This window comes from Desulfuromonadales bacterium (assembly GCA_035620395.1).
Taxonomy (GTDB): Bacteria; Desulfobacterota; Desulfuromonadia; order Desulfuromonadales; family DASPGW01; genus DASPGW01.
This window is the reverse complement of sequence record DASPGW010000084.1, coordinates 1-16,558: the sequence shown is the minus strand read 5'-3', so window position 1 is coordinate 16,558 and position 16,558 is coordinate 1. Positions and strand designations below refer to the sequence as shown.

The following is a 16,558-nucleotide window of genomic DNA, read 5'->3' as shown; positions in this document are numbered from 1 at the left end:
GTCCCGGCCGGCGAAGTCTACAGCGCCCACGAGGCCCCCAACGGCGAACTCGGCTTCTACCTGGTCAGCGACGGCAGCGGCCGCCCCTACAAGCTGCATGTGCGGGCGCCGAGCTTCATGCACATGGGCGGGATGCATACGCTGCTGGAGGGGCATCAGGTCGCCGACATCATCGCCACCTTCGGCTCCATGAACATGATCGGCGGGGAGTGTGACCGATGAGTTGCCTGACGGACAAATTCGACCGGCTGCGCCGCACCTATCCGGCGGAGATGACCTCCTCCCTGGTGCTGCCGCTGCTGCAGCTGATGCAGGAGGAGAAAGGGCACCTCACCGAGAGCGACGCCCTCTTCATCGCCGGCTACCTCGGCGTGCCCGGGATGCAGGTGAAGGAGGCCCTGACCTGGTACTCGATGCTCTACCGCCGGCCGGTCGGCCGGCACGTCATCAAGGTCTGCCGGAACATCGCCTGCTCCCTCCTCGGGGCGGAGCGTCTGCTCGAGCACCTCAAGGCGAAGCTGGGAATAGGGGAGGGGGAGACAACGGCCGACGGTCGCTTCACCCTGCTGGCGGTGGAGTGTCTGGCCTCCTGCGGCACGGCGCCGGCGATGCAGGTGAACGATACCTACCACGAGCGGCTGAGCGAAGTCGAAATCGACCGGATTCTTCAGGAGCTGGCATGACCGAAGCGAGAGTCTTCTTCAATTTCGAGGTGACGGCCGACTCCCACACCCTGGCGGCCTACCGCCGGCGGGGAGGTTATCAGGCGCTGGAGAGGGCACTGTACAGCCTGCAGCCGACCGGGGTCGAAGCCGAAGTCACCCTCTCCGGGCTGCGCGGACGGGGCGGTGCCGGCTTCCCGACCGGGAAAAAATGGTCCTTCGTCGACAAGGCCAGTCCGGTGGTCTACCTCTGCTGCAACGCCGACGAGGGGGAGCCGGGAACCTTCAAGGACCGCTGGGTCTTCGAGCAGGCGCCGCACCAGTTGATCGAAGGGGTGCTGCTGGCCGCCTACGCCCTGCGGGTGCGCCATGCCTTCATTTACCTCCGCGGCGAGTTCGACCTGCCCCTCCGGCGCCTGCGCGCCGCGCTGATGGAAGCGCAGGACGCCGGGCTGGTCGGGGAGCGCATCCTCGGCACGGACTTCTCCTGCGACATCATCGTCCACCGCGGCGCCGGCGCCTATGTCTGCGGGGAGGAATCGAGCCTGCTCACCTCGCTGGAGGGGTTCAAGGCCTACCCCCGCAACAAGCCTCCTTTCCCGGCGGTCAAGGGGCTCTACCAGGCGCCCACCGTCATCAACAACGTGGAGACGCTGGCCACGGTCCCCTGGATCATCGCCCACGGGGGAGCGGCCTACGCCCGCCTCGGCGCCGAAAAGAACAGCGGCACCCGCCTTTTCGGCATCTCCGGCCACGTCGAGAGGCCCGGCCTCTACGAGCGGCCGACCGGCTACCCGCTGAAGATGATCATCTTCGACGACGCCGGCGGCATCCGCGGGGGGAAACCGCTCAAGGCGGTGATCCCCGGCGGCTCTTCCACCCCCATCCTGAAGGCCGCGGAAATCGACGGCATCACCCTCGACGCCGAATCCGTGGCAGCGGCCGGGAGCATGCTCGGCTCCGGCGGCATCATCGTTATCGCCGAGGGGACCTGCATGGTGCGCCTGCTGCAGGTGCTCAGTCGCTTTTACCGCCACGAGTCGTGCGGGCAGTGCACCCCCTGCCGCGAAGGGTCCGCCTGGATGGACAAGATCGTCGGCCGGATCGTTGCCGGCAATGGGGACAAGGGGGATCTGGAGCGTCTGGAGAGCATTACCCGGGGGATCATGGGGAACACCGTCTGCGCCTTGGGCGACGCGGCCTCCATGCCGGTGGTGAGTTTCCTCAGGAAGTTCCGGGAGGAATTCGAATACTACATCGAACATGGCCGCTCGATGAATGGCGGGCGGCTGGAAATCTGACTGGTCGGACGTGTCAGACGGGTCGGACGGGTCCGACCGATAGGTTGAAGAGGCTGAAGAAACCATGATCGAACTGAAGATCGACAACCAGCTGGTCGAAGCGCAAAAAGGGGAGACGGTGCTGCAGGCCGCTCTGCGCCACGGTATCGAGATTCCCTATTTCTGCTACCACCCCTGCCTCTCCATCGCCGGCAACTGCCGCATCTGCCTGGTCAAGGTGGCCGGCCTGCCGAAGCTGATGCCGTCGTGCAACCTCACCGTGGCTCCGAACATGGAAATCGAGACCGATTCGGACGAGGTGCGGGCGGCGCGGCAGGCCGTCATGCAGTTCATCACCCTCAACCACCCGGGGGAATGCGGCATCTGCGACAAGGCGGGCGAGTGCCGGCTGCAGGATTACCATGTCAAATACGGCGAAACCGAATCCCTCTCCAGCGAACCGAAGAACCGCAAGCCGAAATTCTACGACCTTGGTCCGCGCCTTCTGCTCGACAGCGAGCGCTGCATTCTCTGCAGCCGCTGCGTCCGTTTCACCCAGGAGGTCTCCGGCTCGCAGCAGCTGGGAATCGTCGAACGGGGCAGCCACGCGCGCGTCGAACGGCTGGAGGAAAAGCCGTTCGACGATCCCTACGCGGACAACGTCGTCGGGCTCTGCCCGGTCGGGGCGCTTCTCTCCCGCGATTTTCTCTACAAGAGCCGGGTCTGGTTCCTGGAGCCGGTGCGCTCGGTCTGCACGGGCTGTTCCCGCTGCTGCAGCGTTCAGGTCTGGCGCCGCCGGAAACACTGGCAGCTGCGGACGCTGGGCGAGGAGATAAACCGTACTGCCTGGCGGGTGACACCTCTCGAGAATCCCGAAATCAACGGACCCTGGATCTGCAACAAGGGGTACGACCTGCACAAGCGCATGGCGCGCAAGCGAGTCCTGCAGCCGATGATCGGCGGCCTGACCGTTTCGGTCGACGAGGTGCTGGGCGAGGCCCGGCGGCTGCTGGCAATCGCGAAGAAGCCGGCGGCGCTCCTTTCCGCCCACGCCTCCAACGAAGAGCTCGCCACGTTCGAGGCGGCCCTCGGCTCGCGGCTGGCGATCTATACCCGCGAAGACTGCGGACCCGATGCGGGGGAGGTGGTGGAAGACACTCTGCTGATCAAGGCCGACAAGAACCCCAATACTCTCGGCGTGCGGGCCCGCTTCGGCTGGCGGCCCTATGACGCCGCTGCCGGCCACGACCTGGTGCTCGTCTGGGGAGAGCGGGTGGACCATGTCTCCTTCGGCAACGCGCGACTGATCCACCTGGCCTCCTTCGACTCCGGGCAGGAGCACGCCGCCGATCTCCTCATCCCCGTTTCCACGACCTTCGAGCGCAGCGGCACCTTCAGCAACTTCGAGGGAAAACTGAACCGCTTCGAAAAAGTCTTCGACAAACCCGGGCTGGTCCAGCATGCCAGCGACGTGTTCTGGAGAATCGGCGCATGATACAGGACCTGGTCATCTACCTGCTGTACATGGGGTACGCCATCGGCTTCATGCTGGGTCTGGCAACCCTCTTCACCTGGGTGGAGCGCAAGCAGTCCGCCGTCATGGCCGACCGGATCGGCGCCAACCGCTGCTACATCCGCCTTCCCTTCACCGATGTCAAGCTGGTAGCCTGGGGGCTCTTCCACGGCATCGCCGACGGCGCCAAGATGCTGCTCAAGGAGAACTTCACGCCGCTCACCCATGACCGCTTCTGCTACAACCTGGCCCCCTGGCTGGCGGCTGCCCCGGTGCTGCTGGTTTTCTGCGTGGTCCCCTTCGGCGGGACCCTGACGCCTGGAAACCTGCTTCCTCCGCTCCATGATTTCTTCGGCGACCGCAGCTACGCCATGCAGGTGGCCCGGCTGGATGCCGGCATCCTGATCGTCCTTTCCCTTTCCGGCATCGGTATCCTGGGAACCATGCTCGCCGGCTGGTCCTCCAACAACAAGTTCTCCCTCATGGGCGCCGCCCGGGCTGCTTCCCAGATGATCTCCTACGAGGTCTCCATGGGGCTGGCGCTGATCAGCCTGGTGGTGACCTACGGCACCCTCGATCTGAACGAGATGGTGCGCTGGCAGTCGGGTCTTTTGTTCGGCGCACTGCCGGCCTGGGGCCTTTTCACGCAGCCGCTGGCCTTCATGCTGTTTTTAACCGCGGCCATCGCGGAGAACAAGAGGGTTCCCTTCGACCTGCCGGAGTGCGAATCGGAGCTGGTGGCAGGGTATTTCACCGAGTACACCGCCATGAAGATGGGCCTGTTCATGCTCAGCGAGTTCATCGAGATCGTGGTGATCTCGGCCCTCCTGGTGACCCTCTTCCTGGGCGGCTACAACCTCCCGTACCTGACCGACAGCGGCTTCGTCTTTCCGGGTGGCGCGAGATGGGCGCTGCCGCACCTGGCGGTGGTGCTCCTGCAGGCGGGCACCTTTCTCGGCAAGGTCTTCCTGGCCGGCTGCTTCATGATCCAGATCCGCTGGTCCCTGCCTCGATTCCGTTACGACCAGTTGATGGATTTTGGGTGGAAGTTCCTGCTGCCACTGGCCACCCTGAATCTGGTGGCGACGGCCTGCGTGCAATGGTTCACCCTGAAAGGATAGTATGAAGAGGGATTACTGGAACAAGCCGACCATGGGGCTCTGGGAGCGCCTCTACATTTTCGAGGTGATCCGGGGTCTCTGCATCACGGGGGGCGTTTTCTTCGGCAACATGTGGAAATGGCTGACCGGCCGCCGGGGCGCCCTTACCGCCTGCTATCCGGAAGAGATCCGCAGCGACTATTCGCCAGCCAACCGCGGCCGCCATCTTCTCACCCAGCGGGCCGGCGGCGGGGTGCAGTGCGTCTCGTGCCACATGTGTGCGACGGTCTGTCCGGCTTACGCCATCGAAATCCTCTCGGCCGCCAACCTCGACGATCCCATGCATCCCAAATCACCGGAGCGCTTCGAGATCGACTACTCCCGCTGCATCTTCTGCGGTTTCTGCGTGGAAGCCTGTCCGGAAGACGCCCTGCGCATGGCCGCCGAGGTGCCCGACTTCCCAGGCTTCGACCGGGATGACATGCGGGGTCGGCTGGACCTGCTGCTGCACTGGCGCCCGGCGAGCGACCCGGCCAAGGCCTACGCGGCGACGCCGGCGGCCACTCTGGAGGTGCATTCATGAGCGGCGCTTTTATCGTGTTTTTCGCGCTGCTGGCCGTGGCCTTTGCGGCCCTGGTCCTGACCCAGCGGCAACCGATGCGGGCGGCCCTCGCCCTGATCGGCCTCATGGTCAGCCTGGCCGGGATCTATGCCTGCCTGGGGGCGCACGTGGTGGCGGTCTTCCAGGTACTCATCTACGTCGGTGCGGTGATGGTCTTCATGGTCTACACCATCATGCTCCTGGACGAGCGCGACCGCTCCTACCGGCAGCCCTTTTCCCGGCTGGGAGTGCCGGCGCTGCTGGTCGCCCAACTGGTCGCCGCCGCCTTCTGGTCGCTCCTCGGCGATTTGCCGGCGACCTCACCGGCTGCCGCGGCTGCAATCGATCTTTTCAGCTTCAAAGCCTTTTCCCTGGCGTTCATGAAGCAATACTGGCTGCACTTCGAACTGGCCACCGTGCTGCTGCTGGTCGGCATTCTCGCCGCCTGGACGGCGCTCAGGGAGGGGCGCGATGGATAGATATCAGTTTCTGATCGCCCTGGCCGGGCTCCTGTTTTCCATGGGGCTGCTCGGGGTGGTGATCCGCCGCAATCTGCTGGTAGTCATGATGTGCCTGGAGATCATGCTCAACGCCGTCGTCCTCAGTTTCGTCACCTTCGCCGTGCGCGGCCAGACGCTTTCCGGCGTGGCCATGACGTTTTTCATCTACGTGGCGGCTTCCTGCGAGATCGCCCTGGCCATGGCCATCGTGGTGCTGCTCGTCAAACGCAACGGCTCGCTGGATCTGAGTGCTCACCAGGATCTGAAAGGGTAGGCCATGAACCAACTGACCCTCGTCCCCCTGCTGCCGCTCGCCGGATTCCTGCTTAACGGACTCCTGGGCAACCGCCTCCCCCGGTGGCTGGTCGCCCTGACGGCCTGCGGGCTGCCGGCGGCCTCCTTCGCCCTGACTCTCGGTCTTTTCCGCGGGCTTGCCGCCGATGGCGTCCCCGTGGTCACCACGCTCTTCACCTGGGCGGCCATTGACGGCTTCCAGGTCGAGGCGGCGCTCTGTTTCGATCAACTGGCCGCCGTCATGTGCCTGCTGGTGACGGGCGTGGGGACGCTGATCCACCTCTACTCGGTCGGCTACATGGCCCATGACCGGAGCTTTTCGCGCTTCTTCGCCTACCTGAACCTGTTCCTCTTCTTCATGCTGCTGCTGGTGCTCGGCAAGAACCTTCTCGTGCTCTTCGCCGGCTGGGAAGGGGTAGGGATCGCCTCCTACCTGCTGATCGGCTTCTGGTTCGAGGACGGCGAGAAGACCGCGGCCGGCCTCAAGGCCTTCATCGTCAACCGGGTGGGGGACACCGCCTTCATCCTGGCCGCCTTCCTGCTCTTCTTCGTCTGCGGGACCCTCGACTTCCAGGGGATCAACGCCGCCGTCGCAGGCGGCCAGCCGTCGCCGCCGCTCATGAACGCCATCGCCATCCTTCTGCTTATCGGGGCCTGCGGCAAATCCGCCCAGATGCCGCTGCACGTCTGGCTCCCCGACGCCATGGCCGGGCCGACGCCGGTCTCCGCCCTGATTCATGCCGCCACCATGGTGACGGCCGGCGTCTATCTCCTCTCCCGGCTCAGCGGCGTCTTTTTGCAGGCTCCGGACGCCATGGCCGTTGTCGCCTGGGGGGGCGCCTTGACCGCCTTTGCCGGGGCCACGATGGGGCTTACCCAGTTCAACCTGAAAAAGGTGCTGGCCTACTCCACTATGAGCCAGATCGGCTTCATGTTCATGGCCTGCGGCCTGGGGGCATTTCAGGTCGCCTTCTTCCATCTGTTTACCCACGCCTTCTTCAAGGCCTGCCTGTTCCTCGGCGCCGGGGCGGTCATCCATGCCCTGCACGGTGAGGAGGATATGCGCCGCATGGGCGCCCTGGCGAAAAAGATGCCGTTCACCTTCGCCACCTTCCTGCTGGCCAGCCTGGCCTTGTGCGGCATCCCGCCCTTCGCCGGCTTCTTCTCCAAGGACGAGATCCTCTGGAGCGCCTGGTCCGCCCCCGGCGGCTCTCCCGCCCTCTGGCTGGTCGGCTCGGTCACCACCTGCATGACCGCCTTTTATATGTTCCGGGCCATCTTCCTCACTTTTTTCGGTCCCTGCCACGTTCCGGAAAAAGTCCGGGAAGGGATTCATGGGCCGCCGCCGAGCATGTCGTTCGTCCTGGCGGCGCTCGCCTTCGGCTCGCTGGCGGCCGGTCTCATCGGGATGCCCGGCTTCTGGCGGGAGCTTCTCGGCGTCTCCGCCCCCTTCTACGAGTTCCTCGCCTCGGTGCCGAACCTGGAAGGGGCGGGCGCCGTGGCGGATCACCATGCCGAGTTGGTGCTCATGGGGGTTTCGGTGCTGGCGGCCCTGCTGGGGATCTTCCTCGCCTGGCTCTTCTTCCACCGCCGCCGGGACTGGGCTCTGAAAGCCAGGGAGCGGGCCGGTTACGCCCATGCGCTCGTCAGCCGGGGATATTTCTTCGATGCCGTTTACCGGGGCGTGCTCGTCCGTCCGCTGGACTGGCTGTCCGAGTCGGTTCTTGACCGCAGGGTGGAGGCGGCTCTGAACGACGGCATGCTGGCCAAGCCGGCCGGCGGGGTACAGGGTGCCGCCAGGCTCTTCTCCCGTCTGCAATCGGGCAACGTCAAGGCGTATGCCCTCTATGCCTTCGCCGGGCTGGCGGTGATTCTCTGGTGGGGGGTGGCCCATGCCTGACGGCGCGATCCTCCTTCTGCTGTGCATCCTGCCCGCCCTCGGCGCGCTCGGCGTCGCCGTCCTGCCGAAGTGCGATTCCGGCCTGCCGCGCCTTTCGGCACTGCTGCTCATGCTGGGGGTCCTCGTCCTGGCGACCGGACTGTTTCTGGCCGGCGACGGGACGGTCGCCTCCCGGCGGCTCGACCTCAACCTTCCCTGGATACCCTCCCTGGGGGTTAACTTTCACCTGGCGGTCGACGGTCTGAACGCCTATCTGCTCCTGCTCACCGGCATCCTCTTTCCCGTCGTTCTCGGCTGCTGCTGGCGGACGCCGCAGGCGCGGAGACGACTGTTCCTGGTACTGATTCTTCTGCTGCAAAGCGGACTTTTGGGAACTTTCCTCGCGCAGAATCTCATGCTCTTCTTCATCTGCTGGGAAGCGGTCCTCATCCCGATGTTCATCCTGATCCTGGTTTTCGGCGGAACGCAAAGCCGGCAGGCCGCCCAGACCTTTTTCCTCTACACCCTGGCCGGCAGCGTCCTGCTGCTGGCCGCGGTGATCCTGCTCGGGGCGGAGTGTCTGCAGCAGACGGGCAGCTGGTCTTTCGAGTTCGACACTCTCCTGCGGCTGCACCTCGACTGGGGAACCCAGCTCTTCGTTTTCGTCGCCGTCGTTCTCGCCTGCGCCATCAAGTGCCCGCTCTTTCCGTTTCATTCCTGGCTGCCGCTCGCCTATGCCGAGGCGCCGCCGGCCGGCACGGCGTTGATGGCCGGCGCCCTGTCGAAAATGGGGGCCTTCGGCCTGCTCAAGCTGGCCATCCCCCTCTGCCCGCAGGCCACCGTCGCCCTTGCCCCCTGGATGCTTCTGCTGGCGGTCGTCAGCATCCTCTACGGCGCAGTCCTGGCGCTGCGCCAGGAGGATTTCAAGAAACTGGTGGCCTACTCGTCGCTCAGCCACATGGGCTATATCGTGCTGGGCATCTTCAGTTTTCAGGAGACCGCCCTGCACGGCGCCCTGTTCCAGATGCTCAGCCATGGGATGGCCGTGGCCGGACTTTTCCTGCTGCTCGGCCTGCTGGAAGAGCGGCTGGGGGAGTCCTGGCGGCAGGTGACGGCGCTTGCCAGTTCGGCGCCGCGACTGGCGGTGGTGCTGATGCTCTTCATCCTGACCTCGATTGCGCTGCCGCTCACCAGCGGTTTCACCGCCGAGTTCCTGATCCTGTTCGGCGCCTTTCAGCAGGGGCTGGAGGCGTGGCGGGCGGATGCCGGCGCGCTCCCCCTGGCCGCCGTCCTGCTCGCCTCTGCCGGGATGGTGCTCGGCGCCGGCTACATGCTCCGCTTTGCCCGTACCATCCTGTTCGGCAGGGCGTGCGGCGAGACGAGCTGCCGGGACCTGGGTCTGCGGGAGACGCTGGCTTTCGTGCCGCTGCTGATGCTGATTTTCTGGGTCGGCATCTGGCCGTCATCCTTCATGGGCAAGGCGCAGGGCGCCGTCACCGCTCTGGCCGTCCGGGCGGCGGAAGCCCCCAGCCCGCCAGCGGCACCAGCCCTCATCACTCAAACCAACCGGGGGAACCATGGCCACTGACCTTCTCTACGGCCTGCTGCCGGAACATCTGCTGCTCGGCCTGCTGCTGGCGCTGATGCTGCTGGAAATATTCCGGGCGGATCGGCGGCTGGCCAGTCTTCTCTTCATCCTGGCGGTGGCCGCCGGCTGCGGCGTCCTGCTGCTGCAGCTCGGCCAGGGGTACACAGCCTCGGTGGTGCCGGGAGAGATCGAGATCGACCGGTTTGCCGTTCTCGCCCGGCTGGTGATTCTCGGTTGTGGACTCCTGCTTGGCGTCTGCTGCCTGGCGACCGCCGGCACCTGCAAATTCTGGATGCTCCTTTGCGCCTCCCTGCTGGGCGCCCTGCTGATCATGGACAGTGCCGGTTTCATCTCCCTGTTCATGGGGGTCGAAATGCTATCGCTGCCGGCCTTCGCCCTGATGGTGCACGGCTGCGGCGCCTCCAGCGCCTGCGAAGGGGCTTTCAAGTACCTGCTCCTCTCCGCGGTGGCGAGCGCCCTGATGCTCTTCGGCCTGTCGCTCGCCTACGGCTGCACGGGGACGCTCGCCATCGGTTCGTTCACCACCGCCGTCGCCGCCGGCGGTCCGCTGATTCTCGCCGCCAGCGCCCTCATCCTGAGTGGATTTTTTCTCAAGGCGGCGGTTTTCCCTTTCCACGGCTGGGCTCCCGACGCCTACGCCGGCGCCAGATTGCCGGTGACCGCTTTCATGGCCTCGGTCATCAAGGGGACGGTGGTCCTGGCTCTGGTGCGGATTTTCTCCGCCCTGCCGCTGAATGCCGAAACGGTCGCTGCCATCACCGTCCTTTCGGTCCTCTCCATCTATTACGGCAATGTCACCGCCATCCGCCAGGCCGGTTTCAAACGGCTGCTCGCCTATTCGTCCATCGCTCATGCCGGTTACATGATCTTCGCCCTGACCGACAGCACCGGCGGGCGGGTGGAAGCGCTGCTCTACTACGTGGCGGTCTATGCGGTCACCACCATCGTCGGCTGTACCTGTTTCCGGCTGCTGGCCGGCGGGGAGGGGGACGGGCTGGAATCGCTGGACGGCGCCTTCGTTTCGCGTCCCGTACCGGCTCTTCTGCTCGCTCTTGCCGTCCTGTCGCTGGCGGGTATTCCGCCCCTGCCGGGCTTTCTCGCCAAGCTTTTCATCTTCAAAACGGTCATCGCCTCCGGCCATCTGATTCCCGCCGTTCTGGCCTTTGCGGGCAGCTATCTCGGCGTCATCTATTACCTGGGCCTGGTTTTTCGCCTGTTCAAGCCGGCTGCGCTGGCGTCCGGAGTTTCGACCGCCGCCTGTACGCGCTCGGCCTGGGGGGGGATGCTGCTGGGAACTCTGGTCCTGATGCTGTTCATGCTGGTTCCCGGCGTCTTTCACTGGCTGCTGGCGACGGCCTGACGAGATGAGCTGGTATCGACTGACGCTGAGTCGCGCACAGGTGGCCGCGGGCGAGATGCTCCAGCGCCGGGAGGCTTTTGCCGCGGCCTTCGCCATGGCCAGCGGACCCCGCACGATGGCTCTTTTTCAGCAGGGACGGCAGGACGGCAGCATGGATCTTTACCTTACCCCCGGCTGCGGGGAGCACGCGGCGCAGCTCCTCGAAGCGTGGCGGTGCTACTCGTGCGACCGGCCCTCGATGATCGGGCTGCAGCTTCTGGCAGGTCGCCGGGAAATCACCTGCTACATGCCCTGATGAGGGGTATTCTTCGGGAACGGTCGATTTTTACAGGCCACCCTGGCAGACAGAAAGTGAAAAGCCCCGTGCGTTATGGCACGGGGCTTTCGTGTGTGGGGGAGGGCAGACTGGACACGGTCTGCTTTCTCCGGCGGTCAGAGTGCAGGTTGCTCATAACTGACCCGTGTTGGCTGTCAGCGCTCTTTTATAGTCCGCCAGGATCTGGCCGTGGTCGAAGCAGAGGGGCGTGGGAAGAGCATCGAGAGGGAAGAGGGCCACACCGGCGGCGTCGTCGCCGGCGTGCAGCTGCCCGCGCCCCTGGGCGATGAAGACGAAGGAGATGTTGTGCTGGCGCGGGTCACGGTCGGGGGCCGAGTACGCGCGGAACTGGCGCAGCTCGGCCAGCTCCAGCCCGGTCTCCTCGGCCGCTTCCCGTGCGGCCGCCTGCTCGAGTGATTCACCGTAGTCGACGAACCCGCCGGGGAGAGCCCATCCCAGGGGGGCGTTTTTCCGCTCGATCAGGACCACCTGGCCGCCGATGCGGATGATGATGTCGACGGTCGGGGTCGGATTGCGATAAGGGGTCACTATCTGGCGGCAGTGCGGGCAGATCACTGCATTTTTCGGGTTGGACGCATTCTCCGCCATGGCCGGGACTCCTTTCGGGCAGGGATCGGTGGCAAGGAATTAAAGGCGCAGCTGCCGAGGCTCTTCAGCCATGGCGCAAATCGAAACCCTTGATTTTGCGGTGCAGGGTATTGCGGGCAATCCCCAGGGCTTTCGCGGCTTCGGTGATGTTCCAGCGGTGCTGTTCGAGGGCTTTTCTGATCATTTCCACCTCCGTGTCCTTGAGCCCCTGGCAAGCGGAGGGGGGACAGATCCCCCGCTTGCGCATGACCGCCAGCAGGCCGTTTTCCAGGCCATGGAGGGAGTGGAGCATCTGGTTCAGCTCACCGGCGCTCATCTTCTCGAGGACCTCTTCCTTGCCGTAGTGCTCCCAGAAACTGTCCAGGGAAACGGAGCGCTCCGCGGGGAGAGTCGCCAGGCCGGCCGGCTGGGAGGCTGAAAGGCTGGTCGCTGACGGGTTGGCCGAGAGGATGGCATTGCCGAGATGATTGGGGAGGATGGTTTCGCCGGAGCAGAGCACGACCGCCCGCCGGATGACGTTGACCAGTTCCCGGATATTCCCCGGCCAGTGGTAGTCCTGCAGCAGGCGCAGAGTCCCCGGTGCCAGCCGCAGTTCGGGATTGAGCTGTTCGACGTAATGCTCTGCCAGCAGCGGAATGTCCTCGGCGCGATCCCGCAGGGCCGGAATTTCGAGCTGGACCACGTTGAGGCGGTAGTAGAGGTCTTCGCGAAAGGTTTTCTCCCGGATCGCCTCTTCGAGGTCGACGTTGGTGGCAGCTATGATCCGGACATCGGTGGTGATCGGCTTCTCGCCGCCGACGCGCATGAATTCTCCAGTTTCCAGCACGCGCAGCAGCTTGACCTGGATCAGCGGACTGGCATCGCCGATCTCGTCGAGAAAGAGGGTGCCCCGATTGGCCAGTTCGAAGATCCCCCGCCGGGTCTGGCTGGCACCGGTGAACGCCCCCCGCTCGTGGCCAAAGAGTTCGCTCTCCAGCAGGTTTTCCGGCAGGGCGCCGCAGTTGACCGGGATGAAGGTCTGGTCGGCCCGGTTCGAGGCGGCGTGGATGAAGCGGGCGAGAACTTCCTTGCCGGTTCCGGTCCTTCCCTGGATCAGGACGTTGATGTTCTTTCTGGCGATCTTGAAGGCAAGGGAGACCAGGCGGCGCATGGCGTCCGAGGTCCCCACCTGAAAACCGACCTCCCGTGCCACCCCGCCCCACTCATCCTCGGCAACAGGTCTCTGCGCGCTGCTGGCGGCTCTTTCAACCAGGGCTTCGATGGCATCGATTTCGTCGAAGGGTTTTTCGAGATACTCGTAGGCGCCGAGCTGGATCGCCGTGACCGCCGTTTTCACCGTGCTGTAGCCGGTCATGATGATGACCTCGCAAGCAGGCTGCCGGGCCTTGATCATCTTCAGGAGGGTCAGGCCGTCGGTATCGGGGAGCTTCAGGTCGACCAGGGCGACGTTATATTGTTTTTCCTCCAGAGCCCGGGTCGCTTCCGCCTGGTTGACCGCAGTGACTACGGTGTAGCCCCGGCGCGTCAGCAGCCGGCGGAAAAAAGTGCAGACATCCGCTTCGTCGTCGATGATCAGTACCTGGATCTGAGCCACGCTTTCACCGCCTTTATTCTTTATTTCTTTATGGTTCATTCCTGCTCGAGGGGGAGGAGCATGGAAAAGGTGCTCCCTTCGCCCGGCACGCTGTCGACTTCGATGGTGCCATTGTGCGATTCGGCGATCCCCAGGCTCACCGAAAGACCGAGGCCAGTCCCCTTGGTGGCCTCCTTGCTGGTGTAGAAGGGGGCAAAAATCTTCGGCAGCCGCTCCGCGTCGATCCCCGTTCCATTGTCCCGAACGCTGAGTATGACCCACTGCTTCTTGCCCTGCTTACGCAGAGTCGTGCTCACCTCGATGATTTTTTCCTGGCGTTGCACTTCGTCCAGGGCGTCCCGGGCGTTTATCAGGAAGTTGGTGAGCACCTGCTGAATCTGCGGGCCGTTGGCGGTCAGCTTCGGCAGGTCGGGGTCGAGCGCTGCGACGATCCGGATCTGACTGCGATTGATCTGGTAGCGGATCAGGGAAAGAACCCGCTCCACCTCGGCATTGAGATCGATCTCCGTCGCCGGCAGCTGATCCTGCCGGGAAAAAGTCAGCAGATTCTGGATGATCCGCTTGCAGCGCAGCCCGCAATTGATGATGTCCTCGAGTGCTTCGGCCTTTTCGTCCTGGGCCTCCCGGGCAAGTTCCCGGGCCAGCATCTGAGCGGTGCCGATGATCACCGTCATCGGGCTGTTCAACTCGTGGGCCACGCCCGCAGCCATCTCGCCGAGGGCGGCGAGCTTGGCCGAGTGCACCAGCTGCGCCTCCATCTTGGTCTTCTGGGTGACATCCTTGAGGATGATGGTTATGGCCGCCAGCTGCTTCTCTTCGTTCAGGACCGGATAGTAGGCGAGGTCCAGCAGGATCCCCGCATCGGTCTGCCAGCGCTGGAATACCGGTTTGCCGGTCTGCCTGATCTCATTGATCGGGCAGTTGACGCAGGGTTGGCTGCGACCATGGAGCTTGGTGAAGCATTTGCTGCTCAGGGCCTGGTTCCATGAGGCGAGCATTTCCGGCGGCAGCCGGTCGTTATGGAGGAGCACGTTGTAATCGGTGTCGATCAGGAAAATAGGGTCGGTGACCGCCTTGAAGGTCTCTTCCCACTCTTTTTTGGCCCGGGAAACCTGCTTGTAGAGACGGGCGTTCTGGATACTGATCGACAGTTGGTCGGCCAGGTGCTGGACGAAGCTGAGATCTGCTGTCGTATAGGCACCATCGCTGATGCTGCCGACAATCAGGGCGCCGATCACCTCGTCCCGCCGGAACATCGGGGTGACCATCAGAGCCCTGAGCGGACCGGGGTAGCGGGGGTTATAACGGACGTGGCTGAGCTCTTCCTGCGGCAGGTTGAAGATGCCGCCTTGCTTTTGCCGGATGACGTTGAGGGAAGGAGAGTGGGCAGGAAAATCGTCGATCCGGCAGTAATCCCGCGGCATCATCGCCTTGAGCGCCAACTCTCCTCCCTTCACGGTGATCAGACCGAGGAAGTCGCAGGGAAGGGTCTGGGGCAGCTTGGAAAAGGCCCGCTCGATGATGTCGGCCACCGACATGTCGATGTTGATGTCATGGGCCAGCTGATGCAGGATTTCCAGGCGGCTGTTCTGTTTGAGAACTTCCTGATTTCGCTTTTTCAGCTCGACATAGTAGTTGAGCTTGGAGGAGTCTACCCCGGTCAGCTGTTCAAGAAGCTTTTCCCTGTTTGTCACTATTTCACCTTGAAAACCAACAAGTTAAATCGCATAAGCTAACCAACTGCCTTCATTCAAAATGCAGGTTCAAACCCTGCCTCGGGCCTCGTGCCTTTCGTCTGTCCTTACATGGACTTATGAAAAATGGCCACGATGTCCTCGAAGGTCGCGCGGCGCGGATTGGTCACCAGGCAGGCGTCCTTCAGGGCATTGCGGCTCAGCAGGGGGATGAATTCCTCCTGCAGGCCGATCTGCGCCAGACCCTTGGCCAGGCCGATATCCCGGATCAACCCCTTTACCGCCCTGATCGAGAGGGCGGCGGCGGCGAGGGTGTCGAGGCCGGCCACTTCTTCGCCCAGGGCGATGGCAATCTCGCGGAACCGTTCAGGGGCGGAGGCCAGGTTGAACTCCATGACGTGGGGGAGGATCGAGGCATTGGTTTCCCCGTGATGCTGGTCGATCAGCCCGTCGACCTGATGGGTCATGGCATGGGTGGCCCCGAGGATGGCGTTGGAAAAAGCCATGCCGGCGGTGAGGCTGGCCATCGCCATGTTGGTGTTCGCCTCCATGTCCTGCCGGTCTGCCACCGCCCGGCGCAGGTAGCGGGAAATCAGCTGGATCGCTTTCAGGGCGTGAATGTCGGTCAGCGGCGTGGCGGCCAGCGAGACGTACGATTCGATGCCGTGTGTCAGAGCGTCAAGACCCGTGGCGGCGGCCAGCAGGCTGTCCTTGGTCTGAAGGAGTTCAGGGTCGACGATGGCGATATCCGGGATCAGTGATTTGGAGATGATGGACATCTTCAGCTTGCGCACGGTGTCGACGATGATCGTGAACTGACTGACCTCGGAGCCGGCCCCGGCGGTGCTGGGGACGATCACCATCGGCGGCAGGGGGTGGACGATCTTGTTGATCCCCTCGTAGTCCTGGAGCTGGCCGCCGTTGCTGGCCAGAATGGCGATGGCCTTGGCGACGTCGGTCGGGCTGCCGCCGCCGACGGCGACGAGGGCGTCGCACCCCGAGGCCAGGTAGCGCTGCGCCCCCTCGCTGACCTCGAAATCCTTGGGATTGGTGGTCAGCGAGGAAAAGACCTCAGTCTCCAGGCCGGCAGCGTGCAGGTACTGCCGGGCCTTGTCGGCCCAGCCGGCCTTGATGACGCCTTCGTCGCTGACGAGAAAAACCTTTGAGGCGCCGATACGGGCGGCGCTTTCGCCGATCTGGCTCAGGGAGCCGCGGCCGAAGATGATTTCGGGGGTTACGAATTTGCTGATATTCACGGCGTTTCCTTATGGGTGCCGGCCGCTGGTCCGGCGTTCATGCCGGGCGGCACGGAACAATGTTTACTAAATACCATGAATTGCCGATGGGACGCCACCCTGGCTGCAGCAGCCGAGGTTCAGGCGCGAGCCTCATCGGGCACTTCGACTGGCGGGGGTTCTGTATACGCGTGCAATTCCCGTGCACAAACTTCCTGGCGCCGAGGAGAGAGGTGATTTGCAGTCGGATCCGAGAGTGGTCGGAACGAGTTCCGGTCCCCTTGCACCGGCCGGCTAATCCACTGTTTTGTG

At 64.0% G+C, this 16,558-nt stretch carries 16 protein-coding genes; 12 read left to right on the top strand and 4 right to left on the bottom strand.

The window, feature by feature from the left end; translation table 11 throughout:
• From VD811_04910 to VD811_04855, 12 genes are all read left to right on the top strand, one after another.
• On the top strand, positions 1-222 hold a 222-nt coding region (locus tag VD811_04910; GenBank protein HXV20317.1), incomplete at its 5' end, for an NADH-quinone oxidoreductase subunit D.
• Positions 219-683: an NADH-quinone oxidoreductase subunit NuoE gene (nuoE, locus tag VD811_04905; GenBank protein HXV20316.1), complete on the top strand. Its 465-nt coding sequence runs from the start codon at positions 219-221 to the stop codon at positions 681-683. The genes VD811_04910 and nuoE, both read left to right, overlap by 4 nt.
• Positions 680-1,963, top strand: a complete 1,284-nt coding sequence (gene nuoF, locus VD811_04900; GenBank protein ID HXV20315.1) for an NADH-quinone oxidoreductase subunit NuoF — start codon at positions 680-682, stop codon at positions 1,961-1,963. The genes nuoE and nuoF overlap by 4 nt, the downstream gene beginning before the upstream one ends.
• Before the next feature lie 64 nt (positions 1,964-2,027).
• The gene (locus VD811_04895; protein ID HXV20314.1) at positions 2,028-3,437 is read left to right on the top strand and encodes a 2Fe-2S iron-sulfur cluster-binding protein; all 1,410 of its coding nucleotides are present in this window, start codon (positions 2,028-2,030) and stop codon (positions 3,435-3,437) included.
• On the top strand, positions 3,434-4,576 hold the full coding sequence (locus VD811_04890) for a complex I subunit 1 family protein (protein HXV20313.1): 1,143 nt from the start codon (positions 3,434-3,436) through the stop codon (positions 4,574-4,576). Before VD811_04895 ends, VD811_04890 begins: the two co-directional genes overlap by 4 nt.
• A 1-nt stretch (position 4,577) precedes the next feature.
• The gene (locus tag VD811_04885; protein HXV20312.1) at positions 4,578-5,138 is read left to right on the top strand and encodes a 4Fe-4S binding protein; all 561 of its coding nucleotides are present in this window, start codon (positions 4,578-4,580) and stop codon (positions 5,136-5,138) included.
• Entirely contained in the window at positions 5,135-5,635 is a 501-nt protein-coding gene (locus VD811_04880; protein ID HXV20311.1) for an NADH-quinone oxidoreductase subunit J, read from the top strand. Before VD811_04885 ends, VD811_04880 begins: the two co-directional genes overlap by 4 nt.
• Positions 5,628-5,930: an NADH-quinone oxidoreductase subunit NuoK gene (nuoK, locus tag VD811_04875; GenBank protein HXV20310.1), complete on the top strand. Its 303-nt coding sequence runs from the start codon at positions 5,628-5,630 to the stop codon at positions 5,928-5,930. Before VD811_04880 ends, nuoK begins: the two co-directional genes overlap by 8 nt.
• A 3-nt stretch (positions 5,931-5,933) precedes the next feature.
• Complete coding sequence (gene nuoL / locus VD811_04870; GenBank protein HXV20309.1) at positions 5,934-7,850, top strand: NADH-quinone oxidoreductase subunit L; 1,917 nt, start codon at positions 5,934-5,936, stop codon at positions 7,848-7,850.
• Positions 7,843-9,417, top strand: a complete 1,575-nt coding sequence (locus tag VD811_04865; protein ID HXV20308.1) for an NADH-quinone oxidoreductase subunit M — start codon at positions 7,843-7,845, stop codon at positions 9,415-9,417. The genes nuoL and VD811_04865 overlap by 8 nt, the downstream gene beginning before the upstream one ends.
• Positions 9,407-10,798 (top strand): proton-conducting transporter membrane subunit, encoded by a 1,392-nt coding sequence (locus VD811_04860; protein HXV20307.1) that lies wholly within the window; start codon positions 9,407-9,409, stop codon positions 10,796-10,798. Before VD811_04865 ends, VD811_04860 begins: the two co-directional genes overlap by 11 nt.
• A gap of 4 nt (positions 10,799-10,802) precedes the next feature.
• Positions 10,803-11,093, top strand: a complete 291-nt coding sequence (locus tag VD811_04855; protein ID HXV20306.1) for a hypothetical protein — start codon at positions 10,803-10,805, stop codon at positions 11,091-11,093.
• Positions 11,094-11,246: 153 nt separating this feature from the next.
• Here the strand turns inward: VD811_04855 and VD811_04850 are convergent, their stop codons facing one another.
• From VD811_04850 to VD811_04835, 4 genes are all read right to left on the bottom strand, one after another.
• A complete protein-coding gene (locus VD811_04850; GenBank protein HXV20305.1) occupies positions 11,247-11,723 on the bottom strand; it encodes an NUDIX hydrolase in 477 nt (158 codons plus the stop codon).
• Between the two features lie 64 nt (positions 11,724-11,787).
• Positions 11,788-13,317, bottom strand: a complete 1,530-nt coding sequence (locus VD811_04845; GenBank protein HXV20304.1) for a sigma-54 dependent transcriptional regulator — start codon at positions 13,315-13,317, stop codon at positions 11,788-11,790.
• A 35-nt stretch (positions 13,318-13,352) separates the two neighbouring features.
• On the bottom strand, positions 13,353-15,011 hold the full coding sequence (locus VD811_04840) for an ATP-binding protein (GenBank protein HXV20303.1): 1,659 nt from the start codon (positions 15,009-15,011) through the stop codon (positions 13,353-13,355).
• Between the two features lie 107 nt (positions 15,012-15,118).
• The gene (locus VD811_04835; protein ID HXV20302.1) at positions 15,119-16,267 is read right to left on the bottom strand and encodes an iron-containing alcohol dehydrogenase; all 1,149 of its coding nucleotides are present in this window, start codon (positions 16,265-16,267) and stop codon (positions 15,119-15,121) included.
• Between the last annotated feature and the right edge of the window lie 291 nt (positions 16,268-16,558).

Excerpts from the sequence above, each read along its gene's own strand:
- nuoE (HXV20316.1), top strand. The coding sequence starts at position 219 with ATGAGTTGCCTGACGGACAAATTCGACCGGCTGCGCCGCACCTATCCG.
- nuoF (HXV20315.1), top strand. The coding sequence starts at position 680 with ATGACCGAAGCGAGAGTCTTCTTCAATTTCGAGGTGACGGCCGACTCC.
- VD811_04895 (HXV20314.1), top strand. The coding sequence starts at position 2,028 with ATGATCGAACTGAAGATCGACAACCAGCTGGTCGAAGCGCAAAAAGGG.
- VD811_04890 (HXV20313.1), top strand. The coding sequence starts at position 3,434 with ATGATACAGGACCTGGTCATCTACCTGCTGTACATGGGGTACGCCATC.
- VD811_04885 (HXV20312.1), top strand. The coding sequence starts at position 4,578 with ATGAAGAGGGATTACTGGAACAAGCCGACCATGGGGCTCTGGGAGCGC.
- VD811_04880 (HXV20311.1), top strand. The coding sequence starts at position 5,135 with ATGAGCGGCGCTTTTATCGTGTTTTTCGCGCTGCTGGCCGTGGCCTTT.
- nuoK (HXV20310.1), top strand. The coding sequence starts at position 5,628 with ATGGATAGATATCAGTTTCTGATCGCCCTGGCCGGGCTCCTGTTTTCC.
- nuoL (HXV20309.1), top strand. The coding sequence starts at position 5,934 with ATGAACCAACTGACCCTCGTCCCCCTGCTGCCGCTCGCCGGATTCCTG.
- VD811_04865 (HXV20308.1), top strand. The coding sequence starts at position 7,843 with ATGCCTGACGGCGCGATCCTCCTTCTGCTGTGCATCCTGCCCGCCCTC.
- VD811_04860 (HXV20307.1), top strand. The coding sequence starts at position 9,407 with ATGGCCACTGACCTTCTCTACGGCCTGCTGCCGGAACATCTGCTGCTC.
- VD811_04855 (HXV20306.1), top strand. The coding sequence starts at position 10,803 with ATGAGCTGGTATCGACTGACGCTGAGTCGCGCACAGGTGGCCGCGGGC.
- VD811_04850 (HXV20305.1), bottom strand. The coding sequence starts at position 11,723 with ATGGCGGAGAATGCGTCCAACCCGAAAAATGCAGTGATCTGCCCGCAC.